The organism is Streptomyces sp. NPDC006207 (assembly GCF_040613835.1).
Classification (GTDB): Bacteria; Actinomycetota; Actinomycetes; order Streptomycetales; family Streptomycetaceae; genus Actinacidiphila.
In genome coordinates this window covers 108481-135475 of sequence record NZ_JBEXSX010000016.1, presented here as the reverse complement: position 1 = coordinate 135475, position 26995 = coordinate 108481, and the positions used below count along the sequence as shown (strand labels likewise).

Genomic DNA, 26995 nt, shown 5'->3' with positions numbered 1-26995 from the left:
GCGGCCCCGCGGGGGTTACCGCTTGCGGAGGTGGAAGGTGAGGCCGAGGGCCTCGTCGGTGAACGCGGGGCCGTAGCCCTCCTCCGGGGCGCCGGAGGCGAAGTCCGTCGCGAGGACCTCGTCCGCGACGAGCCGCGCGTGCTCCGCGAGGGCCTCCGCCAGTTCCACGTCCGCCGCGGCCCAGCGCAGCGCGATGCGGTCCGCGACGTCCAGGTTGCTGTTCTTGCGGGCCTCCTGGACGAGCCGGATGACGTCACGGGCCAGGCCCGCGCGGCGCAGCTCCGGGGTGATCTCGAGGTCGAGCGCCACGGTCGCGCCGGAGTCGGACGCCACGGACCAGCCCTCCCGCGGGGTCTCCGTGATGATCACTTCCTCCGCCGACAGGGCGACCGGCTCGCCGTCCACGAGGACCGACGCGTTGCCCTCGCGCAGCGCCAGCGACAGCGCCGCCGCGTCGCACTCGGCGACGGCCTTGGCGACGGCCTGGACGCCCTTGCCGAAGCGCTTGCCGAGGGCGCGGAAGTTGGCCTTGGCCGTGGTGTCGACCAGGGAGCCGCCGACCTCGCTCAGGGACGCCAGGGAGGCGACGTTGAGCTCCTCGGCGATCTGCGCCCGCAGTTCCTCGCCCAGTGCCTCGAAGCCCGAGGCGGCCACCAGGGCCCGCGAGAGGGGCTGGCGGGTCTTGACCCCGGACTCGGCACGCGTGGCGCGGCCCAGCTCCACCAGGCGGCGTACGAGGGCCATCTGGTCGGACAGGACGGGGTCGACCAGCGCCTCGTCCACCGTGGGCCAGCCGGCCAGGTGCACCGACCCGGGGGCGCCCGGGGTGACCGGGACGACCAGGTCCTGCCAGACGCGCTCGGTGATGAACGGCACCAGCGGCGCCATCAGCCGGGTCACCGTCTCGACGACGTCGTGCAGGGTGCGCAGCGCCGCCTTGTCGCCCTGCCAGAAGCGGCGCCGCGAGCGGCGCACGTACCAGTTGGACAGGTCGTCGACGAAGGACGAGAGCAGCTTGCCCGCGCGCTGGGTGTCGTACGACTCCAGGGCGTCGGTGACGTCCCGCACGAGCGCGCCCAGCTCGCCCAGCAGCCAGCGGTCCAGCAGCGGGCGGTCGGCCGGGGCCGGGTCGGCCTCGCCCGGGGCCCAGCCGGAGGTGCGGGCGTACAGGGCCTGGAAGGCGACCGTGTTCCAGTACGTCAGGAGGGTCTTGCGGACGACCTCCTGGATCGTGCCGTGGCCGACCCGGCGGGCCGCCCAGGGCGAGCCGCCGGCCGCCATGAACCAGCGCACGGCGTCGGCGCCGTGCTGGTCCATGAGCGGGATGGGCTGCAGGATGTTGCCCAGGTGCTTGGACATCTTCCGGCCGTCCTCGGCGAGGATGTGGCCCAGGCAGACCACGTTCTCGTAGGCGTTCCGGTCGAAGACCAGGGTGCCGACCGCCATCAGCGTGTAGAACCAGCCGCGGGTCTGGTCGATCGCCTCGGAGATGAACTGCGCCGGGTAGGTGCCCTCGAAGAGCTCCTTGTTCCGGTACGGGTAGCCCCACTGCGCGAACGGCATGGAGCCCGAGTCGTACCAGGCGTCGATGACCTCGGGCACGCGCACGGCCTCGGCGGAGCACTGCGGGCACGCGAAGGTGACGTCGTCGATGAAGGGCCGGTGCGGGTCGAGGCCGGTCTGGTCGGTGCCGGTCAGCTCCGACAGCTCGGACAGCGAGCCGACGCAGGTGAGGTGGCCCTCCTCGCAGCGCCAGATGGGCAGCGGCGTGCCCCAGTAGCGGTTGCGGGACAGCGCCCAGTCGATGTTGTTGTTGAGCCAGTCGCCGAAGCGGCCGTGCTTGACCGCCTCCGGGTACCAGTTGGTGCGCTCGTTCTCGCGGAGCAGGGCGTCCTTGACCGCGGTCGTGCGGATGTACCAGGACGGCTGCGCGTAGTAGAGGAGCGCGGTGTGGCAGCGCCAGCAGTGCGGGTAGCTGTGCTCGTACGGCAGGTGCCGGAAGAGCAGCCCGCGCGCCTGCAGGTCGTCGACGAGGGCCTCGTCGGCCTTCTTGAAGAACTGGCCGCCGACGAGCTCCAGGTCCTCCTCGAAGGTGCCGTCGGGGCGCACCGGGTTGACCACGGGCAGGCCGTAGGCGCGGCAGGTCTTGAGGTCGTCCTCGCCGAAGGCGGGCGCCTGGTGGACCAGGCCGGTGCCGTCCTCGGTCGTCACGTACTCGGCGTTGACGACGAAGTGCGCGCCCTCCATCTCCACCAGGTCGAAGGGCCGGTCGTACGTCCAGCGCTCCATCTCGCGGCCGGTGAAGCGCTGCCCGGTGGCCTCCCAGCCTCCCCCTGGGCCTGACGGCCCGGGAGGTGCCCCCACGCCGAGCGCCTTGCCGAGCAGCGGCTCGGCGACGACCAGCTTCTCCCGGCCGTCGGTGGCGACGACGTAGGTGACGTCGGGGTGGGCGGCGACCGCGGTGTTGGAGACCAGCGTCCAGGGGGTGGTCGTCCACACCAGGAGCGCGGCCTCGCCCGCGAGCGGGCCGGAGGTGAGCGGGAAGCGCACGTAGACCGAGGGGTCGACCACGGTCTCGTAGCCCTGCGCCAGTTCGTGGTCGGACAGGCCGGTGCCGCAGCGCGGGCACCAGGGTGCGACGCGGTGGTCCTGGACCAGCAGGCCCTTGTCGAAGATCTGCTTCAGCGACCACCAGACGGACTCGATGTACTCCGGGTCCATCGTCCGGTAGGCGTCGTCGAGGTCCACCCAGTACCCCATGCGGGTGGTCAGCTCGGCGAAGGCGTCGGTGTGCCGGGTCACGGACTCGCGGCACTTGGCGTTGAACTCGGCGATGCCGTACGCCTCGATGTCCTTCTTGCCGGAGAAGCCCAGTTCCTTCTCGACGGCGAGCTCGACCGGCAGGCCGTGGCAGTCCCAGCCGGCCTTGCGGGTCACGTGGTGGCCCTGCATCGTCTTGAAGCGCGGGAAGACGTCCTTGAAGACGCGGGCCTCGATGTGGTGCGCGCCGGGCATGCCGTTGGCGGTGGGCGGGCCCTCGTAGAAGACCCATTCGGGCTTGCCCTCGGTCTGCTCGAGGGAGCGGGCGAAGACCTTGTTCTCCTGCCAGAACGCGAGCACCTCGTGCTCGAGCGCGGGCAGGTCGACCTGGGCGGGGACCTGGCGGTACTGCGTCATCGGATTCTGCCTCCGGCGGACACGTCGCGTGCGTATTCCGTCGGAGGGACGAGAGCACGTGCTGTGACTGCTCCCGCGGTACCACCCTCCTTGGCTGCGGACGGGCCCTCGCGGGCTCGCTCCGCAACCCCCTCATTGGGGTCGCGCTACCGGGTCTACTCGCCCTCGCGGGCTTTCTTCCGGCGGCTCCGGGGTGATCTTCACGTCGCGCACACCCCCGGGCTTCCACCGTCCCCGGGTCGCTATGGGCTGCGTACGGCGCTACTCGTCCCCTTCCACGCCTTTCGCTCCGCCCAGTGTAAGGGGCTGCGGGGTGCCGTGTCGGCCGGGTTTCCGCGGGGAGCCGGTGTGACCCGAATGGCCCGGTCCGCACCCTGTTACCCGTTGGTACCGGAATACCTCGTGGAGAGCTGGGCACAACCGATGCAGACCTGCCTCCCGACCCGGCGCGGCAGGCGGATCAGGCGGCGTGCCCCGTTGCCGCGGGTCCGGAGTCGATTTATCGTTCCGGCACGATTCGCGAGCAAGATCACAATATGTGAAGGGGCCTCGGCCATGGTGGGGAAGAAGACCACCGTCACGAAGAAGACGACGGCGAAGAAGACGGCACCGGCGGCCGCCTCCGCGGCCCGCAAGAGCGCCGCGCCCACCGCGCGGAAGGCGGCGGCCAAGCGCCCCACCAGGGCCGCGTCCCCCGCTCGCAGCGACACCGCCACGGCCGGCGAAGGAGCGGCCGAGGGGAAGCGGACCCCCGCGAAGCGGGTGGTCCCCCGTACGTCCGCGCCGCCGGAGAAGGCGGCGCCGGCCACCAGGACGACCGCGAAGAAGGCCGCGGCCGGGAAGAAGGCGCCCGCGAAGAAGGCTGTCGTACGCAAGGCGGCACCCGCCGCGAAGAAGGCCGCGGCGCCCGCCGCGGGGAAGACCGCGGCCGAGGCCGCAGGAAAGAAGGCGGCCGTGGCGGAGGAGACGACGACCAAGGCGGCGTCCACACGGAAGACCGCGGCACGCACCGCGAGGAAGACCGCGCCTCCCGCCAAGAAGGCGGTCACGGCGGCGGAGAAGCCCGCGAAGGCGCCGGCCGCGGCGAAGAAGGCCGCACCGGCGAAGAAGGCCGCGCCCGCGGGGAAGGCCGCGAAGACGTCCAAGACCGCCAAGACCGCCAAGACCGCCAAGACCGCGGGTACGGCCGCGACGGCCGCACCCGCGAGGACCGCGAAGACCGGCACGACCCCCGCCCGAGCGGCGGCGAGGACCACGAAGGCCACGAAGACGGGAGCCAAGACGGTGGCAGCGAAGAAGACGGCGGCCGGTACGGCCGCGGCAGGGGCGTCCGCCTCCGCGGTCCCCACGGCCCGCATCGCCGAGGCGGCGGGCGTCGTCGCCGCGGGCGACCTGGCCGTACGGCCCGACGAGGAGCCGTGGTCCGAGGAGGAGGTGGACGCGGCGCGCGCCGAACTGCTGGCCGAGATGGACCGGCTGCGGTCCGAGATCTCCACCTCGGAGGACGCCATCACCGGGCTGCTGCGCGACTCGGGCGACGGCGCCGGCGACGACCAGGCCGACACCGGAACCAAGAACATCACGCGCGAGCACGAGATGGCGCTGACCGCCAACGCCCGCGAGATGCTCGCGCAGACCGAGCACGCGCTGGAGCGGCTGGACTCCGGCACGTACGGGCTCTGCGAGTCCTGCGGCAAGCCGATCGGCAAGGCGCGGATGCAGGCCTTCCCCCGTGCGACGCTCTGCGTGGACTGCAAGCAGCGCCAGGAACGCCACTGACCGCGGACACGGGGAATCGCGGGGCCCGAACCCCCGCAGCCCCGCTGTTCGGACGTATGTGCCGTAACCTCGTCTGCGTCAGGATCCGGACTGGCGCAGATCAGGGCTGAAGGACTCACATGGCGAAGGCACAGGAGACCGCGGCGGACACGGCCGAGGAGCCGACCGGCGGTACGGACGAGGTCACCGGCAAGGGGCCGCGGCGGATCGCCGTGCTGCTCGGCGTCGCGGCGCTCGCGTACGTCCTCGACCTCCTCTCCAAGATCTGGGTGGTGACCAGCCTGGAGGGGCACGAGCCCATCGACGTGTTCGGCAGCTACCTGCGCCTGGAAGCGGTGCGCAACGCCGGCGCGGCCTTCGGCTTCGGCCAGGGCATGACCATCGTCTTCACGGTGATCGCGGTCACGGTGATCGTGGTGATCGCCAGGATCGCCCGCAAGCTGCACAGCGTGCCGTGGGCGATCGCGCTGGGGCTGCTGCTCGGGGGCGCCTTCGGCAACCTCACGGACCGGGTGTTCCGCGCGCCGGGCTTCCTGCAGGGGCACGTGGTCGACTTCATCGCGCCGACCCACTTCGCGGTCTTCAACCTGGCCGACTCGGCGATCGTCTGCGGCGGCATCCTGATCGTCCTGCTGTCCTTCCGCGGTCTCGACCCGGACGGAACCGTCCACAAGGACTGAGCCGGGATCGGGGCGGCGGAGGACGCCCCGCGGATCCGGCATACTCGATCAGGTGAGTATGCCTGCCGAAGTTCGATCCCTTCCCGTCCCCGATGGCCTCGAGGGCGAGCGCGTCGACGCCGCCATCGCCCGCATGTTCGGTTTCTCGCGGACCAAGGCGGCCGAGCTGGCCGCCGCCGGGAAGGTGACGATCGACGGCAGCGAGGCCGCCAAGTCCGACCGGGTGTCGGGCGGTGCCTGGCTCGAGGTCGAGATGCCCGCGCCGCCGCGCCCGGTGGAGGTCGTCGCCGAGCCGGTGCCCGGCATGCGGATCGTCCACGACGACGAGCACGTGGTCGTGATCGACAAGCCCGTGGGCGTGGCCGCACACCCCAGCCCCGGCTGGACCGGCACCACGGTCATCGGCGGCCTGGCCGCCGCCGGCTACCGGATCTCCACCTCCGGCGCCGCCGAGCGCCAGGGCATCGTCCACCGGCTCGACGTCGGCACCTCGGGGCTGATGGCCGTCGCCAAGTCGGAGATCGCGTACAGCGACCTCAAGCAGCAGTTCCGGGAGCGCACGGTCGACAAGCGTTACCACGCGCTGGTCCAGGGCCATCCGGACCCGCTCAGCGGCACCATCGACGCGCCGATCGGCCGCCACCCCAACCACGACTACAAGTGGGCGGTGACCGCCGACGGCAAGCCCAGCGTCACGCACTACGACCTCGTCGAGGCGTTCCGCGCGGCCTCCCTGCTCGACATCAAGCTGGAGACCGGCCGCACCCACCAGATCCGGGTCCACATGGCCGCCCACCGCCACCCCTGCGTCGGCGACCTGACCTACGGGGCCGACCCCACCCTCGCCAAACGGCTGAAGATCACCCGCCAGTGGCTGCACGCCGTCCGCCTGGGCTTCTCCCACCCCGAGGACGGCCGCTGGGTGGAGTTCGAGAGCTCCTACCCCGACGACCTGCAGTACGCCCTCGACGCCGTGCGAGCCGACAGTGCCTGAGACCTACGAGGTCCGGGTCGCCACCGACCCGGACGACCTGAAGGCGTACTACGCGGTGCGGCACGAGGTCTTCGTCGTCGAGCAGAAGGTCCCCGCCGAGCTGGAGTACGACGCCCACGACACCGACGCCGTGCACGTCCTGGCCACCGGCCCCGGGGGCGGCCTCGGCGCGGGCCGGCTCCTCCTCGGCGAGGACGGCACCGGCATCCTCGGCCGGCTCGCCGTGACCGGCGCGTCCCGCGGGCTGGGCATCGGCGTGGCCCTGGTGCGCGCCATCGAGGACGAGGCCCGGCGGCACGGCCTGTCCGCCGTCGAGCTGCACGCCCAGTCGCACGCCGTCGGCTTCTACGAGCGCCTGGGCTACACGTCCTTCGGCGAGGAGTACGAGGAGGCGGGCATCCCGCACCTGTCGATGAGGCGCGTGCTCTGACCGGGGCGGAGGCAGCCGACATGCCACGCTAGGGGTGTGGATCAACTCGCGCTGTTCTTCGCCCTGATGCTCGCGGCCATCGTCATGGTGCCGCTGGGCGACCGGATGGGGCTGCCGTCGCCCGTGCTGATGACACTGCTCGGGGTCGTGCTGGCCCTCCTGCCGTTCGTGCCGAACGTCGAGATCAACCCCGAGCTCATCCTGCCGCTCGTGCTGCCGCCGCTGCTCTACGCCTCCGTACAGCGCACGTCCTGGCGGCAGTTCGCCGTCAACAAGAAGGCCATCTTCCTGCTGGCCGTCGCACTGGTGCTGATCACCACCGCGGCGGTGGGCGCCATCGCCAACGCCGTCGTCCCCGGCATCTCGCTGGCCGCCGCCCTCGCGCTCGGCGCGCTGGTCGCCCCACCCGACCCGGTGGCCGCGACCGCCGTCGCCGGGCGCCTCGGCCTGCCGCGCCGCATGGTGTCGACCCTGGAGGGCGAGGGGCTGTTCAACGACGTCACCGCGATCGTCGTCTACAACGTCGCCGTCGCCGCGGCCGTGACCGGCTCCTTCTCCTGGCCCGAGGCGCTCGGCGAACTGCTGCTGTCGGCGGTGGTCGCGGTCGGCGTCGGCGTCGTGCTCGGCTGGACCGCCTCCAAGCTGATGGGCGTCGTAGGGGACCCGACCCTGCAGATCGGGCTCTCGCTGCTCGTCCCGTTCGCCTCGTACGCGATCGCCGACGAGGCGCACGGCTCCGGCGTCCTCGCGGTGCTCACCACCGCGCTGTTCCTCGCCGAACACGCCCGCGACGCCGACGACGTGACCGGGCGACTGGTCGGCGCCACCTTCTGGGAGGTCGTCGACACGCTCGTCACCGGCGTCGCCTTCGGCCTGATCGGCCTGGAGCTGCACAACGTCTTCGGCGTCGGCGCCGGCCGGTGGGGCACGATGCTGAGCCCCGCGGCGATCGTCGTCGGCGCCGTCGTCCTCGTACGGCTGGCCTACCTGATGCCGGCGGCAGCGGTGACCAGACGGCTGCACAAGCGGCGCGACCTCGACGAGGACATCCCGATGTCCTGGCGGGAGACCGTCGTCATGTGGTGGGCCGGCATGCGCGGTGTGGCGTCCGTCGCCCTGGCGCTGGCCATCCCGCACACCACGGAGGCCGGTGAGGCCTTCCCGGCGCGTGACGAGATCCTCTTCATCGCCTTCTCCGTCGTCCTCACCACCCTCGTGCTGCAGGGCCTCACCCTTCCGCAGGTCGTCAAACGGCTCGGGGTCAGCAGCGACACCCAGGTGGAGCACGACATGGAGATGCTGCTCGCGCTGCGCGCCATGGCCGCCGCCAAGCAGCGGCTGAAGGAGGTCGAGGCGACCGAGGACTTCTCCGAGGAGGTCTCCGAACTCCTGCACCGCCGCGCCTTCGACGTCGGGGCCCGGATCTGCCCCGACATCGTCGACGACGAGAAGCGCGAGCGGCACACCGCCCGCGTGCGCCGCATCAGGACCGTCGAGCGCGTCCAGCGCGACATGCTCTCCGCCGCCCGGCACGAGGTCCTCGCGGCCCGCAGCGAGCCCGGCTACGACCCCGAGATCGTCGACCGGGTGCTGCGCCAGCTCGACGTGCGCAGCCTGCGCGTGTCCCGGTAACCGGCCCGGCGCGTTGCCTAGCGGGATCCGGGGCCGGGACCGATGTCCTCGGCCCCGGGTGTGGCCTGCTCCCGGTCCGGGGCCTCGGCCAGGCCGGGGGCGGTGGCGGTGTTGATGCGCGGCAGTGCGTACGGGTGCTCGCGGCGCAGCCAGTCGATCATCTGCTCCCGCACCACGCAGCGCACCGTCCAGATGTCGTCCGCGTCCTTCGCCGTGGCCAGCGCCCGCACCTCGATCGTGGACGGGGTGGTGTCCGTCACCACCAGGCCCCAGGCCCGGCCGTCCCACTGCTCGCACTCCTTGAGGACGTCGTGGAGGCGTCCGCGCATCAGGTCGACGGGCGTGGCGTGGTCCAGGTGGAAGTAGACGGTGCCGGTCATCCGGGCGTTGCCGCGGGACCAGTTCTCGAAGGGCTTGCTGGTGAAGTACGAGACCGGCATGGTGATCCGCCGCTCGTCCCAGGTGCGGACCACCAGGTAGGTGAGGGTGATCTCCTCCACCGTCCCCCACTCGCCCTCCACGACCACCGCGTCGCCGATCCGGACCATGTCGCCGAAGGCGATCTGCAGCCCCGCGAAGAGGTTGCCCAGCGTCGACTGGGCGGCTATGCCGGCGACGATGCCGATCAGCCCCGCGGAGGCCAGCATCGAGGCGCCGAAGCCGCGCATCGCGGGGAAGGTCAGCAGCATGGCCGCGATCGCCACCACGCCGACGACCGCGGTGACCACCCGCTGGATCAGGCTCACCTGCGTCCGCACCCGCCGCACCCGCGCCGCGTCCTGGGCGGCGGAGGCGTAGCGCGAGTAGGAGGCCTCCACGACGGCCGCCGCGACCCTGACGACCAGCCAGGCACAGGCCCCGATCAGCACCAGCGTCAGCACCTGCCCGATCCCGCGGGTGTGGCCGCGGGCCAGGTGCGTCTGTTCGTACGAGCCGCGCAGCAGCGAACTGCAGATCACCAGCTGGAGCGCCAGCCGGGCGCGGCGCAGCAGGTTCCACAGCGGGGTCTCCGGGTGCCGGGCGTCCGCCCGGCGCAGCGCGTGGTCCACGGCCCAGCCCACGGCGAGCGTGACGACGAGGGAGCCGCCCACCACGCCGAGCGGTCGTATGACGGAATCCATGTCTTCGACGGTAACGGGCATGATGGAGCCCGTACCCGACCGTGCGCCGATCATGGGAAGTGAAATTGTGAGCTCGGGCATGACCATCGTGCTGTTCCACTCGGCCTACGGACTCCGTCCCGCCGTGCACGCCGCCGCCGACCGGCTGCGCGCGGCCGGCCACGAGGTGCACGTGCCCGACCTCTACGAGGGCCGCACCGCGGACACCGTCGAGGAGGGCATGGCCATCAAGGACGAGATCGGCCGCGACGAACTGCTGATGCGCGCCGTCACCGTCTCCGGCCCGCTCTCCGGCCGCGGCCTGGTCTACGCCGGGTTCTCGCTGGGCGGTTCCATCGCGCAGAACCTCGCCCTCGCCGACGACAGGGCCCGCGGCCTCCTGCTGCTGCACGGCACCTCCGACATCGCCGACGACGCGGCCACCGACCTCCCCGTCCAGCTGCACGTCGCCGAGCCCGACCCCTTCGAGCCCGACGACTGGCTGAACGCCTGGTACCTGCGCATGCGCAAGGCGGGCGCCGACGTGGAGATCCACCGCTACCGGGGCGCCGGACACCTCTTCACCGACCCGGACCTCGACGACTACGACGCGGAGGCGGCCGAGCAGACCTGGGCGGTCGCCCTGGACTTCCTCGCCGACCTCGCGGCGGAGGCCGGGACGGCGGGGGAGGCGTAACGCCGTTGCGGACGGGGGCCGTTGTCAGTGCCCGCTGAGATCATCGAGGACATGGGTGTTCTCTACGGGTACTACTCCGCCGCCGACGACAAGGACGCCGCACGCGCCGTGGTCCGGGAGTTCCGTGAGCTGTGCGAGTACCGGGGGCCTCGCGAGCTCCGCGAGGCCGACGGCGACGGTCGCGACGAGCACGTGACCCAGGGCATAGACCCGGTCGTGGAGTTGCTCCCCGCGGAGGTGCTCATCACCGGCCGCGCCCCCGAGGACGTGCGCTCCGACCCGCGCCGCGGCGCCCTGGTGGGCGTGGCCGGCGAGGGCAGGGTGGTCGCCGTCTCGCTCACCGACAGTTTCCGCGACGCCCTCGCCGCCTTCGACGCGGACCTGCTGGACGACGTCGCCATGGGGTGGTCCCGCACCTCCGGGGGTCTCCACGGCGTCCACGGCCCGGACGTCCTCGGGCTGTTCCTCAAGGAACTCGCCGGGCTGGCCGGCCGCGCGGCGGCGGGCGGACGGCGGCTCTACTGCTGGATCCGCCCCTGAGCGAAGGCGGCCCCGCGCGGCCCGGCGGCCGCGGCGAGCAGCAGGAGCGCGGCCGAGGGCAGGAACACGTACATCGCCGGCACCGCGCCGATGACGGACCAGGTGACCAGCGCCAGCGCGATGACGACGCAGGCCTGGGCGAACACCCTGGGGAACCGCCCCAGGAGCGGTGGCAGCGCCAGCGGCACCACGGTCAGCACGAAGAAGCCTCCGTAGTAGCTGTCCAGCCCGAAGAGCAGCCCGGGCACGGCCGCGGCCAACGCCCCCACCGCGAGCACCCACTGCCGCCGCCCGATCCCCGCCCGCGCTTCCGGTCGCCCCACCTCAGCCCTCATGGCCGCCCCTTCCCCCTGGCGAACAGCACTTTGAACGCGTTCAACCTAGCGGATCGAGGCCCGGCTCAGTACCAGCGGCTGAACGCGGCGGCACCGAGGCCGGACCGGGCGGCGTGACGCAGCACACGCACGGGGGCGTCGAGCAGCTCGGCCCCGTCGAACTCCGGGGCGTCGCCCATGCCGCGCATCCAGCCGGCCACGCGGGAAAGGACCTCGTCCCGCCGGGCGCCGGAGACGTCCAGGGCCCGCACGACCCGGGGGAGTGCCGCCACCACCTCGTCATGGCTCAGCAGGAACTCGCCGAACCTGCCGGGCAGCAGGGCCGAAGCCTCCGCGCCGAGACCGTGCAGCAGCGCCGCGACCGGGCTCGCCTTACGGGCGACGGCGGCGAACGGGCCGTCGCCCCCGGTCGTCGGCATGAGCTCCATGAGCTCGTCCTGAAGGGTCAGCGCGGGCTCGTCGTCGGGGGCGGTGTTGCAGTGCACGAGTTCGGCGAACCGCAGCGCGGCCGGGGTGGGGGACGCGCCACCTGAGCCGTCCGCGGTGCCATCGAAGAAGCGCTCCGCGTCACCTCCGCCCGACCACCAGGCGAGCGCCTGCGCGTGCACCGGTGGCAGGTCCTCGTCTCCGGTGCCCCGCCGGGCCGCGTGCCGGGACAACGCCCGTGCCTCGTCGTCGGGGACGGCCCCGACCACCCAGACGCCCATCACGCTCACGGCCCCCACCCACCTCCCGGTTCGATCCCGACCGTATCCAAGGGGGCCGGAGGGAGCGTGGCGGGGGCGTCACGTCGTGGATGACGGTCGGCACGGCGCCTGGGCCTGCCGCCGCCACCGCCGATCGCCACGACGGCCTACGCGTGCTCGTTCCGCGCGACGGCAACGTTCGTTGCCGTTCCGGGGACGGCCGGGGTGGAATGGGCGGATGGAAGACCTGTCCTCGATCGCCGCCGCCCTGGCGGAGGTCGGCCCCCGCCTCAAACGCCTGCGCACGCAGCGGGGCGTCACGCTGGCCGCGCTGTCCGAGTCCACGGGCATCTCCACGAGCACCCTGTCCCGCCTGGAGACCGGCGGGCGCCGCCCCAGCCTCGAACTCCTCCTCCCGATCGCCCGGGCGCACCGCGTACCGCTGGACGAACTGGTCGGCGACCCGGAGGCCGGCGACCCCCGGGTACGCCTCAAGCCCCGCCGCGTGAACGGCCGTACCGTCCTGCCGCTGACCCGGCAGCCGGGTTCCCCGCAGGCCTGGAAGGTCGTCGTCCCGGCGGGCCAGTGCGAGCCCGACCTCCGTGTCCACGAGGGCTACGAGTGGCTGTACGTGCTCTCCGGACGCCTCCGACTCCTGCTGGGCGACCGCGAGGTCGTCCTCGGCGTCGGTGAGGCCGCCGAGTTCGACACCCGGATGCCGCACTGGTTCGGCAGCGCCGGTGACCAACCCGTCGAGATCCTCAGCCTCTTCGGCCGCCAGGGCGAGCGCATGCACGTCCGGGCCAGGCCCAGCCGGGGGAAGGGGCGCGGCGGTGACGGCTGAGGACGAGCTGGCTGATCGCGCTTTCCCCGTCGCAGTAACGCAGTAACCTCCGTCCGGAACGGGGGAGACGGGTGGGGACGGTGGGGGAAGTCCAGGGGCCGCTCGCGTCGGCAGAGGCCCTCATGCGCGGCGCAGCCCGGACAGGGATGCTCCGCGAATCGGACGTGGCCCTCAAAGGGGTGCTCGTCTGGGTCACGGTGGGGTTCGCCGGAACCTGGATCGCGGTCGCCGTCCGGCGCCGGCGACGCCTGTGCGCGGCCATCGCACAGCCGCCCGCACTCGTCGGTCGGCCACAAGGCCCTTTCGCCTGACCGGCTACCGGTACCAGTCGCCGCCATCGGCGAGGGCCCGCCGCAGATAATCGTCCAGCTCCCGCGCAGCCCACAGCCGACTGTCGTCCTCGTGGTCCCACACGAAGATGTCCGGACGCTTGGGCGTCTGCACGAAGGCGAACTGGTCACCCCCGCCGTTGTCACCGAAGAACAGCAGGGCGTCGAAGGGCATGTACAGGCCAGGGAACGCATCGGGAGACCAGAACAGCAGATTCTGTTCCACGATCCGATGCAGGGACCAGACGACGTCCTTGCCGTAGGTGCCGACCATCCCGTCGGCCTCCAGCAGCAGGGCGGCCAACTGCGCGGGCAGGGCCCGCCCCAGACGCTGCTCGGCCTCGGCGAGGGCTGCCCGGTCAACCGGTGGTCGAAATGCGCCGTCGGGCAGGAGCTCGGCAGCGGTCTCTTTCCACATCAGCGCAGCATATGCGGCGGGCTGGTCAACCGGTCAGCTTCCGGATACGCCGGCGCCGGTCTTGAGCCGAAAGCTCAACTGGGCCCCCACCTCTCGGAAACCGAGCGCGCCCGCAACCCTTCGGGACGGCTCGGGCCGAGCTCTCCACTGAGGTAGGAGACCCGCATCGAGAGCATGAGCCACTGCTGCGGAGGCCACGGTCTTCGCCAACCCATGACCGCGGCGCTGCGGTGCCGTGAGTACCGACACATGAGCAGTACTCCCGGGCCACAGCCGATATCCCGCTGCGGCCACGACCTCGCCGCCGTCGAGGACGACGAACGCAGGCGAAGAGATCTCATCCAGGCCGCTTTCGCCGGCGTCTTCGTGCCCCGCTGCCCCGAGCAAGGCCAGCAGGTCAGGGTGTTCCGCGGGCAGGCGCACCACAGCCCGGTCCGTGGGCGCAGGACGGAACTCCACGTCGGACAGGTAAGCGAGGGTGGCCGGACCGAGTACCTCGATGACGGGCAGTACCGTCCGGAGCGCGTCCGTCCGGACGAGGGCGTCCGGAGGAATCCCAGCGGTGGCTTTGCACAGCAGGCCGGCGACCTCGGCTGTCGGAACCGTGACGATCCCTGCTCCGCCCAGCACCACGACCCCACACCACGAAGGGGGACACAACCCCGACCCCGGTGAGACGACCACCTGGGCCGCGGAGCGTCCGAATTCGACAGGTGCGCGGGCCAGTTCCCGCCACAGGGCTTGAGCACGAGCCGTCAGGTCGTCAGGCATGCGTGGATCCTGCCATTCGAGTGCCCAGTGCGAGGCGGCGTGAGCACAGGAGCCGGCCCGATCGGCGGCCGGTGTACGGGCCCGGATCTCTTGCGACCTCCGGCGCGACGTTCGCGGGGTCGGTCCGACGCGGCCGCTACGATCACCCCATGACGTCCCATCAGGTGGATGCCGCGTAGGGCGCCGCGCGAGGTGAGGGCCGCGGGGTCCGATGAACGAGGCAGTGATGCGGTGAGCTCGTTGCTCATCGGCACGTGTCCTGGGCAGCCCGTGTGCGCCGCCGTTCACACGTACCTCTTCGTCGACGGTCTCGACATGGTCGCGCGCAGCGACAGCAGGATGGCCGGCCTCGATCCGAGGCGGCTGCTCCGGCCGGGCGGGCCGCTTTATCCGACGGACATGCCGCGTGAGGTGGAGGTGGCAGCCCAGGGGCAGGCCGGGTCGGGGCCGGGCAGGCTGGGCATCCGGCTCCGGCTCCGGCTCCGGGGCGGGACGGTCATCTGGTCCGGCCTGATGTACCCCGGCATCGATGGCAGACCCGTCGAAGAGGTGCGCTTCCGCCTCGAGCAGTACCTGGGCGAGGTGGAGCGTGCCTATGCGGTCGTCACCGCCGACCGGCGGCCCACGGCGGGTGGCTAGGCCCCTGCCCTCGTCCTCATCCGCATGCATCGGTGGACCGACACGCCCACGCCGACGGCGAGGCATCCCGGCAGGCCGGTCGAGAGTGCCACGCCGGTCTCGCCGTCAGGATCTCCGATGCCGTCAGGAGTCGGCTCGATTCCGTACCTCACCGACAACGCGGGCGCCGCCCACGTCCGCCTCTCCGCGGCCGACCTCGCCGACCTCGACGCCATACCGGCCCCCGTCGGCGCGCGCTACTGACCCGACCGCCCCGGCACGCGGGGGCGCGGGACGATACCGCGCCCCCGCGGCGTGCCTTGCCCGCTACGGATCACGTGTGCAAAGCCCGGAATCGCCGAAGGCCACGAAGGTCAGCGTCGACATGGCCAGCACCATCGACGCACACACCCGCCTCGTAGTTGAAGCGCTGCGGCGCGCGTAGCTGTGCACGAAGTCCTCATGCGGGTGCCGCCCCGCAAGCGAGCGCCGTCACGGGGCCGTCGCCCGGCTGGAGGTCAGGTGATGCCAGGGGTGGCTGCAGTTGTGGACACGGCACAGTGCCCTGCGACTGCCGTCCGCGACGGCCAGCAGGGCGATCAGGAGGCGGAAGGCCTTCAGTCGCTCGTGCTGCGGGGTCAGCCCGGCGACCCTCCCCACCTGGTCCTCGATTCGTCCTCGAACGAGCATGACCGCAGGAGTGTGGGTCGGCCGGAGACCGGAACGCCGGATGCTCTCCAGGGCTTCCTCGGCGGTGGGGTGGGCTTGGAAGCAGAACCCCGCCAGCAGGCACAGCGTCCCGGTTTGCTCGTCCTCGGGGAGGGATGCGAACCATGCGATCCCCTCGTCGAGCGGGCGCAGGTCCTGGGCGAGTTCGTTCAGGTACTCCCCGGTGCCCGCTCTGTATCGCACGGCTTTCCCTCTCTCCTCGGCAGTCCACCCATCGTCATCTGCCCGAGGCCACCGCCGCATCCCCTCTGATGGAGGGAACTGTCCCCTTTGCCGCCGTCTATTCTGGTGGCGCGACCGCAGGTTCGCGCGTGCCGCTGCACGTCGTGCCGAGGACGCGATCGGCGGGCACGATGGCCCTGTGCCGTCCCTGGGCCGTGGAAGGTCGACCAGCGTTGGCGAACGTTGACAACCAGCGGCGGCGTCAACTCTGCTCAGTAGACCGATATGTGCACGTGGTCGAAGTGGTTCTGCGTGATGGACCCGCGGTCCTCCATCAACTTCCACCCCTGTTGCGGGAGTCGGCTCGACCAGATGTGCTGCTCGTAGATGACGTACCAGATGCCGTATTCGTCCGCGTGCTCCCGCACCCAGGCCACGATGGCCTCGCCCAGGGCGTCGGACTTGCCGGTGGCCTTCTTGCCGGCGGGCATGAGCATGAAGTCGCAGGCGCGGCCGAGAGGGTGTTCGCCGCCGCCGGCGATGCCGCCTTCCTCGCGGTAGCAGCCGGGGGCGCCCTCGAGGCCGCGGGGGCCGAACTCCTTGACGACGGCCTCGCGGACGGCCTCCATGCGGGCGGTGATGTGCTGCGGCCCGCGGGGTTGCTCCTTCGGCCAGTTGGCCGCGCGGACCTGTGCGGAGAGTGTGGGCCACGCCACGGCGGCCAGTACGAGGCCGCCGATCAGCAGCAGCCCGAATATGGTGCGCCGCCGGCCGCGGCGCGCGGTGTCCCGCCCCCTGGTGGTGTTCATCGCAAGCCAGAACGCGCGACCGTGGCCGGAAGTGCCCGGTTGAACGCGGTGCGACGGTGACGCGAATAACGCCCCGCCGGGGGTCGTCCCCGGGCACGCGAGCGTACGCTCCTGCGTTGGACGCGGCAGACACGGACCAGCCCAGGAGGCACAGCACCGATGGCCACAGGCATGACGACGGACGAAGAGCGCGGCGAGCGGATCCTCGAGGTCTTCGGCACCGCGTTCGGGGAGCTGCTGGCCGCCGATCCGGCCGCGTTCCGGGTCAAGTTCCGCAAGATGGCGGCGTCGGCGTTCGCCTTCTACCGGGGCACCGCGTGCCTCTACTACGCGGACCTGGCCGACACCAAGGACGGCAGCCCGTTCCTGGACGAGCGCACCTCCCGGGTGTGGATCCACGGCGACCTGCACGCCGAGAACTTCGGCACCTACCTGGACGCCAACGGCCGCCTGATCTTCAACGTCAACGACTTCGACGAGGCCTACGTCGGCCCCTTCACCTGGGACCTCCAGCGGTTCGCCGCCTCCATAGCGCTGATCGGCTACAGCAAGGCCCTGGCCGACGACGTGATCTCCGGTCTGGTGCGCAGCTACGCCACCGCCTACCGCGAGCGCGTGCGCGCCCTCGCCCAGGGCGAGGCCGTCCCCGCGCTGACGCTGGACTCGGCGCAGGGCCCGCTGCTGGACGCGCTGCGCCACGCCCGCTCGCAGACCCGGTTCGGGCTGCTGGACTCGATGACCGAGATCCGCGCCTGGGACCGCCGCTTCGGCGCGGGGGGCGGCGCCGTGGAACTGGACGGCGGCACCCGCGAGAAGGTGCTGCGGGCGTTCGAGGCGTACCTGGACACGCTGCCGGAGACCAGCCGGATCAACCCGGAGAGCCACCGCGTCAAGGACGTCGTGGGCCGCCGCGGCGTGGGCATCGGCAGTGCGGGCCTGCCCTCGTACAACATCCTCCTCGAGGGCCACACCGACGCCCTGGAGAACGACGTCGTGATCTACATGAAGCAGGGGCAGACCCCGGCGGTCTCCCGGCACATCACCGACCCGGCGGTGCGTGACTACTTCCGCCACGAGGGCCACCGCACCGTGATCTCGCAGCGCGCGCTGCAGGCGCACGCCGACCCGTACCTGGGCTGGACCGAGCTGGACGGCGTCGGCCAGCTGGTCGCGGAGGTGTCGCCGTACGCGGTGGACCTGGACTGGTCGGACATCGACGACCCGGAGCAGATCGAGGCCGTCGTCGCCGACCTCGGCCGGGCCACCGCCGGCATGCACGCGGCCGCCGACGACGAGAGCGGGCACTCGCTGGTGCCGTTCTCCACGGAGGACGCCATCGACGCGGCCATCGCCCGGGACGAGGACGGCTTCACGGAGTCCCTGGTGGAGTTCGCCCACTCCTACGGCGCCCGGGCCCGCGCCGACCACCAGATCTTCGTGGACCTGTTCCGCAACGGGCGCATCCCGGGACTCTGATCCCGGGCGCCTTGTTCGGGGGTTTAGGCATTGCTTACACACCGGCATGGCACACTCTGCGCCATGGAAGGGACCGGACCCCGGCTGAGGGCACTGCGCGCGGGATGCTTCGCCGCGCTGTGCGTGACGCTGTCCGCGACCGCCCACATCATGCTCTCGCGGGAGCCCCTGCCGATGACGACCACGGCGGGGGCCTTCGCGGGCGTCTTCGCGGTCGCGTACGCGCTCGGCCGCCGGGAGCGCGGCTACTGGCCGATCGCCGGGCTGCTCGTCCCGCTGGAACTGGCCCTCGACACGCTGTTCACCGCGGGCCAGCACACCTGTTACGGCCCCGGGGGCGGTCCCGTCACCGGCTCGTGGCGCTCGATCAACGAGGCGCTGGCCTGCCACGGCGGCGACGTCGGCGGCTCGCTCGCCACGGGGCAGGGGATGTCCGGCGCCGGCACCTCGCCGTGGCTGCTGCTCCTGGCGCACGTCTGCGTCGGCCTGGTCGCCGCCGGGTGGCTGCGGTGCGGTGAGGACGCCCTGCACCGCCTGCTGCGTGCCGCCTTCCGGCCGCTGCTCGTCGCGGTGGCCGTCTTCCGGACGGCCGGACCGCGCGGTACCGCGCGCGCCGGCGCGGCCGGGCCCGTGGCCGCCGCCCCGGCCTTGCCCCTGCTCCTGCACTCCGTCGTACGGCGAGGGCCGCCCGCCCGTCTCGGCTTCCGCTGAGCACGGCGCCCCACCCCTCACCCACGTACGCACGAGTCGGAGATCACACCACCATGAGCAAGCGAAACAGCCAGGCCGCCAAGAACGCCGCCCGTGAGCGGCTGCGCGTCGAGCGCGAGCGGCAGGCGAAGCGGGACAAGCTGCGGCGGCAGCTCGTCGTCGGCGGCAGCGTCCTGGGCGTGCTGGCGCTCGGCGCCGGCATAGCCGTGGCCGTCGTCAAGATGAACGCGCCCACCTACTGGGAGAAGGCCGCGGACAAGCCGCTGGTGAAGCCGGCCAACTCCTCGGGCAAGAACGGCACGTCGATCGTCATCGGCGACGAGAACGCCAAGCACACGCTGAAGGTGTACGAGGACCTGCGCTGCCCGGTGTGCGCGCAGTTCGAGCAGACCTCGGGCGAGACCGTCCAGAAGGACGCCAAGGACGGCAAGTACAAGATCTCGTACACCATGGGTGCCTTCCTCGACGACCGCCTCGCCCAGGGCCAGGGTTCGAAGAACGCGCTGAGCGCGCTGGGCGCCGCCCTGAATGTCAGCAAGGACGCGTTCGTCCAGTACCACACGCTGCTGTACTCCAAGGACGTCCACCCCGAGGAGACCAAGGACGACTTCGGCAGCGACGACAAGCTGATCGAACTGGCGCAGAAGGTCGACGCGCTCAAGGGCAACAAGACCTTCGAGAACGCGGTCCGCAACGGCACCTACGACAAGTGGGCGCTGACCATGGACCAGCAGTTCACCGACGACGGCATCACGGGCACGCCGACCGTGAAGCTCGACGACAAGACCATCGACAGCGTGCAGGCGATGACCGCCGACCAGTACACGGCCGCGGTCGACCAGATCATCGGCAAGGGGTAGCACCGGCCCGTGGCCGGTTCCGCCCTCCGGTCCCCGGCGTCACGCCGGGGACCGGAGGGCGAAGTCCTCCCGAACTCTTGTGCATTCGGTCCCGGAAAGGGGTTACCGGCGCGTAATCTGACGCCCCGTGACCGATACCTCTGCACCCTCACAGACCTCATCGAGAACACCGAGCCGCCGTTCGGTCGTCAAGGCCGGCGCCGTCGTGACCGGCGCCGCGCTGATACCGCTGGCGGTCTCCGCCGCCCCCGCCTCCGCCGCGCCGGGCCCCGCCTTCCTGCACGGCGTGGCCTCCGGTGACCCGCTGCCCGACGGCGTGCTGCTGTGGACGCGCGTGACTCCCCTGCCCGAGGCCGTCCCGGGCTCCGGGCTCGGCCCCGCGACCGAGGTGAGCTGGACCGTCGCCACGGACAAGGCGTTCACCTCCGTCGTGGCTACCGGCACGGCGACCACCACCGCCACCTCCGACCACACCGTCAAGGCCGACGTGCGCGGACTGCAGCCCGCCACGGACTACTGGTTCCGCTTCACGGCCGGCGGTGTGACCTCGCCGGCCGGCCGCACCCGTACCGCGCCCGCCGAGAACGCCGCCGCCGACCGGCTGCGCTTCGGGGTGGTCTCCTGCGCCAACTGGGAGGCCGGGTACTTCTCCTCCTACCGGCACCTGGCCGCCCGCGGTGACCTGGACGCCTGGCTGCACCTGGGCGACTACATCTACGAGTACGGCACCGGGGGCTACGCCGCCCGCGGCACCGTCGTCCGCCCGCACGCGCCCGCCCACGAGATCGTCACGCTGGCCGACTACCGCACCCGGCACGGGCGCTACAAGACCGACACCGACCTGCAGGCGCTGCACGCCGTGGCCCCGGTCGTGGCGATCTGGGACGACCACGAGTTCGCCAACGACGCCTGGTCCGGCGGCGCCGAGAACCACACCGAGGGCGCCGAGGGCGCCTGGACGGCCCGGGTGGCCGCCGCCAAGCAGGCCTACTTCGAGTGGATGCCGGTGCGTCCCTCGGTGGCCGGCACCACCTACCGGCGGCTGCGCTTCGGCAAGCTCGCCGACCTGTCCCTGCTCGACCTGCGCTCCTTCCGCTCCCAGCAGGCCTCGATCGGCAGCGGCTCGGTGGACGACCCGGACCGGACGATCACCGGCCGGGCCCAGCTGGACTGGCTGAAGGCCGGTCTGAAGGCCTCGGACACCACCTGGCGGCTGATCGGCAACTCGGTGATGATCTCGCCGGTCGCCTTCGGCGCGCTGCCGGACCACCTGCTGGCGCCGCTGGCGAAGCTGCTCGGCCTGCCCGCAGAAGGCCTGGCGGTCAACGTCGACCAGTGGGACGGCTACACCGACGACCGCCGCGAGATCCTGGCCCACCTGCGGGACAACGGCATCCGCAACACGGTGTTCCTGACCGGCGACATCCACATGGCGTGGGCGAACGACGTCCCGGTGAAGGCGGCGACCTACCCGCTGTCGGCCTCGGCCGCGACCGAGTTCGTGGTCACCTCGGTCACCTCCGACAACCTGGACGACATCCTCAAGGTCGCCCCGGACACCGTCTCCACGGTCGCCGAGGCCGCCGTGAAGGCCGCCAACCGGCATGTGAAGTGGCTGGACATGGACTCCCACGGCTACGGCGTGCTGGACATCACCGGCGAGCGGGCGCAGATGGACTACTACGCGCTCTCCGACCGCACCGACCCGAACGCCTCGTCGACCTGGGAGCGTTCGTACCGCACCCTGTCGGGCACGCAGAAGGTCGAGCGGGTCTACTCGCCGGTACGCTGAGCCTCCCGAACGTCGATTTCCGGCCAACCCCCCGTGCCGTGCGGGGACCGGCCGGCGCGGGGCGGGCGGTGGGGAGCCCCCGGGTCCGAATCCGGACACACCGCCCGCCCCGCGTTCCGCGGTGTTACGCCGGCCGGCACGGACCCTCAAGGGTCCTTCGTTGTCTAGGGATTACCCTCTGTCCGCCAATGGGCCGGAAGGGGGCTGCACCGGTTCTGGCATGGACACATAACCTCCGGGCGGCGAGGAGGAAATTCCTCCCGTACGTCCCACGAGGAGTGCCCCCACATGTCACGCACCCCCCGTTCCCGCCGTCTCGTCGGTCTCGCCGCCGTGGCCGGAACCCTGGCCCTGCTCCCCCTCACCGGCGCGACGGCCACCGTGAGCAGCGCCTCCGCGCACGCGAGGACCCCCGCGGAGCAGTGCGCGGACAGCGGCGACGCCGCGGCCCGCAAGATGAAGGGCTCCACCGCCCACGAGCCCAACGCCATCAGCGACGCCACCGCCAAGGCGATGGACGCGGACCTGAGGAAGCGCGTCGCGAAGATCAAGGCCGAGAGCAAGGGATCCCGGGTCGCCGCCGCCGCGACGACGACCATCCCGGTCTACTGGCACGTCATCCACAGCGGCAGCACCGGCAAGCTCAGCGCCGCCGCCGTCGCCGGCCAGATAGCGGTGCTCAACGCGGCCTACGCCGGCCAGGGCACCGGCAACGTCGACTCCGGCTACCGGTTCTCGCTGGTCGCGACGGACTACACCGACAAGGCCGCCTGGTACAACCTGACCGAGGGCTCCTCGGCCGAGACCTCGATGAAGACCAGCCTCCGCAAGGGCGGCGCGAGCGCGCTCAACATCTACTCGGCCAACCTCCAGGACGACCTGCTCGGCTGGGCCACCTTCCCGAGCTGGTACGCCGGCGACCCCGAGGACGACGGCGTGGTCATCCTCGACGCGTCCGTCCCCGGCGGCTCCGCCACCAACTACAACCAGGGCGACACCGCCACCCACGAGGTCGGCCACTGGATGGGCCTCTACCACACCTTCCAGGGCGGCTGCGGCGCCAACGGCGACTACGTCTCCGACACGCCCGCCGAGAAGACCGCCGCCAGCGCCTGCCCGACCGGCCGTGACACCTGCACGGCCGGCGGGGTGGACCCCATCCACAACTTCATGGACTACACCTACGACTCCTGCATGTACCAGTTCACCGCAGGCCAGGTGAGCCGCATGAAGAGCTCGTGGGCCGCCTACCGGGCGGGCTGACGCCACCGTCCGCGTCCGGCCGGTCACGGGGCCGGCCGGCCGCGGCGGCGAGGGCGGGGAGCGCGGGAATGGCATCGGCTGTCGGACCCCCGGCGTAGGATTCCAACGCCGCCAGATGACGACCGATGCCGGAGGTGTCGCTTCCCGTGACCACGCCGTTCACCCACCTTCACGTCCACACCCAGTACTCCCTGCTGGACGGAGCGGCGCGGCTCAAGGACATGTTCAAGGCCTGCGGTGAGATGGGCATGACGCACATCGCCATGACCGACCACGGCAACCTGCACGGGGCGTACGACTTCTTCCACCAGGCCAAGGGCGCCGGGATCACGCCGATCATCGGGATCGAGGCGTACGTCGCCCCCGAGTCGCGGCGGAACAAGCGCAAGGTCACCTGGGGCCAGCCGCACCAGAAGCGGGACGACGTCTCGGCCTCCGGTTCGTACCTGCACAAGACGATCTGGGCGGCGAACGCGACGGGTCTGCACAACCTCTTCCGGCTCTCCTCCGACGCCTACGCCGAGGGCTGGCTCACCAAGTACCCGCGCATGGACAAGGAGACCATCGCCCAGTGGTCGGAGGGCCTGATGGCCTCCACCGGCTGCCCCTCGGGCGAGGTGCAGACCAGGCTCCGCCTCGGCCAGTTCGACGAGGCGGTGAAGGCCGCCGCCGAATACCAGGACATCTTCGGCAAGGAGCGGTACTTCCTGGAGCTGATGGACCACGGCATCGAGATCGAGCGCCGGGTCCGCGACGGGCTGCTGGAGATCGGCAAGAAGCTCGGCATCCCGCCGGTCGTCACCAACGACTCGCACTACACCTACGCGAGCGAGGCCGACGCCCACGACGCGCTGCTGTGCATCCAGACCGGCAAGAACGTCTCCGACCCGGACCGCTTCCGCTTCGACGGCACGGGCTACTACCTGAAGACGACGGACGAGATGTTCGCCATCGACTCCTCCGACGCCTGGCAGGAGGGCTGCCGCAACACCACGCTGCTGGTCGCGCAGCAGGTCGAGACCGAGGGCATGTTCGAGGCGCGGAACCTGATGCCCCGCTTCGACGTCCCCGAGGGGTACACCGAGGTCACCTGGTTCCGCGAGGAGACCATGCGCGGCATGCAGCGCCGCTACCCCGGAGGCATCCCGGACGACCGGATCAAGCAGGTCGAGTACGAGATGGACACCATCATCCAGATGGGGTTCCCCGGCTACTTCCTCGTCGTCGCCGACTTCATCATGTGGGCCAAGAACAACGGCATCGCCGTGGGCCCCGGCCGCGGTTCCGCGGCCGGCTCGATCGTCGCGTACGCGATGGGCATCACCGACCTCGACCCGATCGACCACGGCCTGATCTTCGAGCGCTTCCTCAACCCCGAGCGCGTCTCCATGCCCGACGTCGACATCGACTTCGACGAGCGCCGGCGCGCCGAGGTGATCCGGTACGTCACCGAGAAGTACGGCGCCGACAAGGTCGCCATGATCGGCACCTACGGCACGATCAAGGCCAAGAACGCGATCAAGGACTCGGCCCGCGTCCTGGGCTACCCGTACGCCGTCGGCGACCGCCTCACCAAGGCGATGCCCGCCGACGTCCTCGGCAAGGGCATCCCGCTCTCCGGCATCACCGACTCCTCGCACCCGCGCTACAGCGAGGCCGGCGAGATCCGCTCGATGTACGAGAACGAGCCTGACGCCAAGAAGGTCATCGACCTCGCCCGCGGCGTCGAGGGCCTGGTCCGGCAGATGGGCGTGCACGCCGCCGGTGTGATCATGTCCAGCGAGCCGATCGTGGACCACGCCCCGGTCTGGGTGCGGCACTCCGACGGCGTCACCATCACGCAGTGGGACTACCCGAGCTGCGAATCGCTCGGCCTGCTGAAGATGGACTTCCTCGGCCTGCGCAACCTCACGATCATGGACGACGCGGTCAAGCTCGTGAAGGCCAACAAGGGCGTCGACATCGAATTGCTGGCCCTGCCCTTCGACGACCCCAAGACCTTCGACCTGCTCGCCCGCGGCGACACCCTCGGCGTCTTCCAGTTCGACGGCGGCCCCATGCGCTCCCTGCTGCGCATGATGAAGCCCGACAACTTCGAGGACATCTCCGCCGTCTCGGCCCTCTACCGGCCGGGCCCGATGGGCATGAACTCGCACATCAACTACGCCCTGCGGAAGAACAAGCAGCAGGAGATCACCCCGATCCACCCGGAGCTCGAGGCCCCCCTCAAGGAGGTCCTCGACGTCACCTACGGCCTGATCGTGTACCAGGAGCAGGTGCAGAAGGCCGCCCAGATCATCGCCGGGTACTCCCTCGGCGAGGCCGACATCCTCCGCCGCGTCATGGGCAAGAAGAAGCCCGAGGAACTGGCCAAGAACTTCACCATCTTCCAGGAGGGCGCCCGGAAGAACGGCTACAGCGACCAGTCGATCCAGGCGCTGTGGGACGTGCTGGTGCCGTTCGCCGGCTACGCCTTCAACAAGGCGCACTCGGCCGCGTACGGCCTGGTGTCGTACTGGACGGCCTACCTCAAGGCCAACTACCCGGCCGAGTACATGGCCGCGCTGCTCACCTCCGTGCGCGACGACAAGGACAAGTCGGCGATCTACCTCAACGAGTGCCGCCGCATGGGCATCAAGGTGCTCCCGCCGAACGTGAACGAGTCGGACGCGAACTTCACCGCGCAGGGCGACGACGTCATCCTGTTCGGCCTCACCGCCGTCCGCAACGTCGGCCAGAACGTGGTGGACTCGATCATCCGCTGCCGCAAGTCCAAGGGGAAGTACACCTCCTTCCCCGACTTCCTCGACAAGGTCGAGGCCGTGGTCTGCAACAAGCGCACCGTGGAGTCCCTGATCAAGGCCGGCGCGTACGACGAGATGGGCCACACCCGCAAGGGCCTCACCGAGCACTACGAGCCGATGATCGACAACGTGGTCGCGGTCAAGCGCAAGGAGGCCGAGGGCCAGTTCGACCTCTTCGGCGGCATGGGTGACGACGCCGGGGGCGACGAACCGGGCTTCGGGCTCGACGTCACCTTCTCCGACGTGGAGTGGGACAAGACGTACCTCCTCGCGCAGGAGCGCGAGATGCTCGGCCTGTACGTCTCCGACCACCCGCTCTTCGGCATCGAGCACGTCCTCAACGACAAGGCGGACGCCTCCGTCTCGGCCCTGGCCGGCGACTACGCCGACGGCGCGATCGTCACCATCGGCGGCATCATCTCCGGTCTGCAGCGCAAGATGACCAAGCAGGGCAACGCCTGGGCCATCGCCACCGTCGAGGACCTCGGCGGCTCCATCGACTGCATGTTCTTCCCGGCCACGTACCAGTTGATCTCGACCCAGCTCGTCGAGGACGCCGTCGTCTTCGTCAAGGGCCGGCTCGACAAGCGCGAGGACGTGCCGCGCCTGGTGGCCATGGAACTGATGGTCCCCGACCTCACCGACGCCGGGACCAACGCGCCGGTGACGATCTCCATCCCGACGGTGAAGGTGACCCCGCCGCTGATCGCCCGCCTCGGCGAGGTGCTCGCCAGCCACAAGGGGAGCACCGAGGTCCGGGTGCGGCTGCAGGGCGCCCGCAAGACGACGGTGCTGCGGCTCGACCGCCACCGCGTCACTCCCGACCCGGCACTCTTCGGCGACCTCAAGGCCCTCCTGGGCCCCTCCTGTCTCGCCACCGCCCAGCAGCAGGCGGGCTGATCACCTCCCGCGCGAGCGGGCGGACGTGCCGAGGGTGGCACCCCTTCCGGACGGGGTGCCACCCTCGGTCGTGAGTGTCCGGCGCTCGCGCGCTAGTTGTGGCCGAACTTCTTCTGCCGCTTCTGCGACACGTGCGGTTCGGCGCCCGGGACCGTCATCGCCATCTGCTCGCGTCCGCCTGCGCTCTTCGCGTGCTCTTCGGTGGTCGCGGCGCTGCGGTCGTGGTGCTGGCCGGTACGTTCGCCCCGGTTCTTGTTCTTGCCCACGATTCCTCCTTGGGGGAAATCTCGGATGATGGGCCGCACTCAGGCTTGCACGGGAGTACGAAGGTCGCATTTCGGGCAGTTGCAGAGTGTGGCGCGCCGGTGATCGCGTAACCGGTCACAACGCCCCGGTGTTCGGGCAGACTCGGGGCAACAGCGTTACCGGGGGGACGGACGGCAGGACTTTCGGAGAAGA

At 71.2% G+C, this 26995-nt stretch carries 25 protein-coding genes; 16 read left to right on the top strand and 9 right to left on the bottom strand.

Annotated features, from left to right (window positions below):
* Positions 1-15: 15 nt before the first annotated feature.
* Positions 16-3177 (bottom strand): isoleucine--tRNA ligase, encoded by a 3162-nt coding sequence (gene ileS, locus ABZ312_RS15830; protein WP_500437868.1) that lies wholly within the window; start codon positions 3175-3177, stop codon positions 16-18.
* 555 nt (positions 3178-3732) lie between these two features.
* On the opposite strand from ileS, the gene ABZ312_RS15825 reads away from it, so the two are divergent.
* The 5 genes from ABZ312_RS15825 (at position 3733) to ABZ312_RS15805 (ending at position 8692) form a co-directional block, all read left to right on the top strand.
* A complete protein-coding gene (locus ABZ312_RS15825; protein ID WP_500437866.1) occupies positions 3733-4956 on the top strand; it encodes a TraR/DksA family transcriptional regulator in 1224 nt (407 codons plus the stop codon).
* A 119-nt stretch (positions 4957-5075) separates the two neighbouring features.
* Positions 5076-5636 carry a signal peptidase II gene (lspA, locus tag ABZ312_RS15820; RefSeq protein WP_500330501.1) on the top strand — a complete coding sequence of 187 codons (561 nt, stop codon included), beginning with the start codon at positions 5076-5078 and terminating at the stop codon, positions 5634-5636.
* A 58-nt stretch (positions 5637-5694) separates the two neighbouring features.
* Positions 5695-6630: an RluA family pseudouridine synthase gene (locus ABZ312_RS15815; RefSeq protein WP_499516802.1), complete on the top strand. Its 936-nt coding sequence runs from the start codon at positions 5695-5697 to the stop codon at positions 6628-6630.
* The gene (locus ABZ312_RS15810; RefSeq protein WP_500330503.1) at positions 6623-7060 is read left to right on the top strand and encodes a GNAT family N-acetyltransferase; all 438 of its coding nucleotides are present in this window, start codon (positions 6623-6625) and stop codon (positions 7058-7060) included. Before ABZ312_RS15815 ends, ABZ312_RS15810 begins: the two co-directional genes overlap by 8 nt.
* 36 nt (positions 7061-7096) lie before the next feature.
* On the top strand, positions 7097-8692 hold the full coding sequence (locus tag ABZ312_RS15805; protein WP_500437864.1) for a Na+/H+ antiporter: 1596 nt from the start codon (positions 7097-7099) through the stop codon (positions 8690-8692).
* 17 nt (positions 8693-8709) lie between these two features.
* Here ABZ312_RS15805 and ABZ312_RS15800 read toward each other — a convergent pair whose 3' ends face one another.
* Entirely contained in the window at positions 8710-9813 is a 1104-nt protein-coding gene (locus ABZ312_RS15800) for a mechanosensitive ion channel family protein (protein ID WP_500330504.1), read from the bottom strand.
* 79 nt (positions 9814-9892) lie between these two features.
* On the opposite strand from ABZ312_RS15800, the gene ABZ312_RS15795 reads away from it, so the two are divergent.
* Entirely contained in the window at positions 9893-10489 is a 597-nt protein-coding gene (locus ABZ312_RS15795; RefSeq protein ID WP_500330506.1) for a dienelactone hydrolase family protein, read from the top strand.
* Positions 10490-10540: 51 nt separating this feature from the next.
* On the top strand, positions 10541-11029 hold the full coding sequence (locus ABZ312_RS15790) for a hypothetical protein (protein ID WP_500437862.1): 489 nt from the start codon (positions 10541-10543) through the stop codon (positions 11027-11029).
* Here the strand turns inward: ABZ312_RS15790 and ABZ312_RS15785 are convergent.
* Positions 11008-11364, bottom strand: a complete 357-nt coding sequence (locus tag ABZ312_RS15785) for a hypothetical protein (RefSeq protein WP_500330509.1) — start codon at positions 11362-11364, stop codon at positions 11008-11010. The genes ABZ312_RS15790 and ABZ312_RS15785 overlap by 22 nt on opposite strands.
* 65 nt (positions 11365-11429) lie before the next feature.
* Positions 11430-12080: a hypothetical protein gene (locus ABZ312_RS15780; protein ID WP_500330511.1), complete on the bottom strand. Its 651-nt coding sequence runs from the start codon at positions 12078-12080 to the stop codon at positions 11430-11432.
* Positions 12081-12288: 208 nt separating this feature from the next.
* Here ABZ312_RS15780 and ABZ312_RS15775 point away from each other — a divergent pair, with 208 nt between their 5' ends.
* A complete protein-coding gene (locus ABZ312_RS15775; protein ID WP_500330513.1) occupies positions 12289-12894 on the top strand; it encodes a helix-turn-helix domain-containing protein in 606 nt (201 codons plus the stop codon).
* Between the two features lie 315 nt (positions 12895-13209).
* Here the strand turns inward: ABZ312_RS15775 and ABZ312_RS15770 are convergent, their stop codons facing one another.
* Both ABZ312_RS15770 and ABZ312_RS15765 read right to left on the bottom strand, forming a co-directional pair.
* Positions 13210-13641: an SMI1/KNR4 family protein gene (locus ABZ312_RS15770; RefSeq protein ID WP_500437860.1), complete on the bottom strand. Its 432-nt coding sequence runs from the start codon at positions 13639-13641 to the stop codon at positions 13210-13212.
* Positions 13642-13674: 33 nt separating this feature from the next.
* Positions 13675-14412 carry a GNAT family N-acetyltransferase gene (locus ABZ312_RS15765; RefSeq protein WP_500356935.1) on the bottom strand — a complete coding sequence of 246 codons (738 nt, stop codon included), beginning with the start codon at positions 14410-14412 and terminating at the stop codon, positions 13675-13677.
* Positions 14413-14727: 315 nt separating this feature from the next.
* Here ABZ312_RS15765 and ABZ312_RS15760 point away from each other — a divergent pair, with 315 nt between their 5' ends.
* Entirely contained in the window at positions 14728-15051 is a 324-nt protein-coding gene (locus ABZ312_RS15760) for a hypothetical protein (RefSeq protein WP_500437858.1), read from the top strand.
* A gap of 117 nt (positions 15052-15168) precedes the next feature.
* Positions 15169-15294: a hypothetical protein gene (locus ABZ312_RS15755; protein ID WP_500330519.1), complete on the top strand. Its 126-nt coding sequence runs from the start codon at positions 15169-15171 to the stop codon at positions 15292-15294.
* Positions 15295-15522: 228 nt separating this feature from the next.
* Here ABZ312_RS15755 and ABZ312_RS15750 read toward each other — a convergent pair whose 3' ends face one another.
* Together ABZ312_RS15750 and ABZ312_RS15745 are read right to left on the bottom strand one after the other, a co-directional pair.
* On the bottom strand, positions 15523-15942 hold the full coding sequence (locus ABZ312_RS15750) for a DUF5958 family protein (protein WP_500356937.1): 420 nt from the start codon (positions 15940-15942) through the stop codon (positions 15523-15525).
* 251 nt (positions 15943-16193) lie between these two features.
* The gene (locus ABZ312_RS15745) at positions 16194-16730 is read right to left on the bottom strand and encodes a VldE C-terminal domain-containing protein (protein WP_500330520.1); all 537 of its coding nucleotides are present in this window, start codon (positions 16728-16730) and stop codon (positions 16194-16196) included.
* A gap of 159 nt (positions 16731-16889) precedes the next feature.
* On the opposite strand from ABZ312_RS15745, the gene ABZ312_RS15740 reads away from it, so the two are divergent.
* From ABZ312_RS15740 to dnaE, 6 genes are all read left to right on the top strand, one after another.
* Positions 16890-18206: a DUF2252 domain-containing protein gene (locus tag ABZ312_RS15740; RefSeq protein ID WP_500330522.1), complete on the top strand. Its 1317-nt coding sequence runs from the start codon at positions 16890-16892 to the stop codon at positions 18204-18206.
* A gap of 63 nt (positions 18207-18269) precedes the next feature.
* Positions 18270-18917, top strand: coding sequence for a hypothetical protein (locus ABZ312_RS15735; protein WP_500330523.1), 648 nt, complete (start codon positions 18270-18272; stop codon positions 18915-18917).
* A gap of 53 nt (positions 18918-18970) precedes the next feature.
* Positions 18971-19777 (top strand): thioredoxin domain-containing protein, encoded by an 807-nt coding sequence (locus ABZ312_RS15730; protein ID WP_499511336.1) that lies wholly within the window; start codon positions 18971-18973, stop codon positions 19775-19777.
* Between the two features lie 127 nt (positions 19778-19904).
* Positions 19905-21569: an alkaline phosphatase D family protein gene (locus tag ABZ312_RS15725; protein WP_500330525.1), complete on the top strand. Its 1665-nt coding sequence runs from the start codon at positions 19905-19907 to the stop codon at positions 21567-21569.
* A 288-nt stretch (positions 21570-21857) separates the two neighbouring features.
* A complete protein-coding gene (locus tag ABZ312_RS15720; protein WP_500330527.1) occupies positions 21858-22832 on the top strand; it encodes a zinc metalloprotease in 975 nt (324 codons plus the stop codon).
* A gap of 125 nt (positions 22833-22957) precedes the next feature.
* Entirely contained in the window at positions 22958-26536 is a 3579-nt protein-coding gene (dnaE, locus tag ABZ312_RS15715; RefSeq protein ID WP_500330528.1) for a DNA polymerase III subunit alpha, read from the top strand.
* Between the two features lie 92 nt (positions 26537-26628).
* Here the strand turns inward: dnaE and ABZ312_RS15710 are convergent, their stop codons facing one another.
* Complete coding sequence (locus ABZ312_RS15710; RefSeq protein ID WP_499511332.1) at positions 26629-26802, bottom strand: hypothetical protein; 174 nt, start codon at positions 26800-26802, stop codon at positions 26629-26631.
* Between the last annotated feature and the right edge of the window lie 193 nt (positions 26803-26995).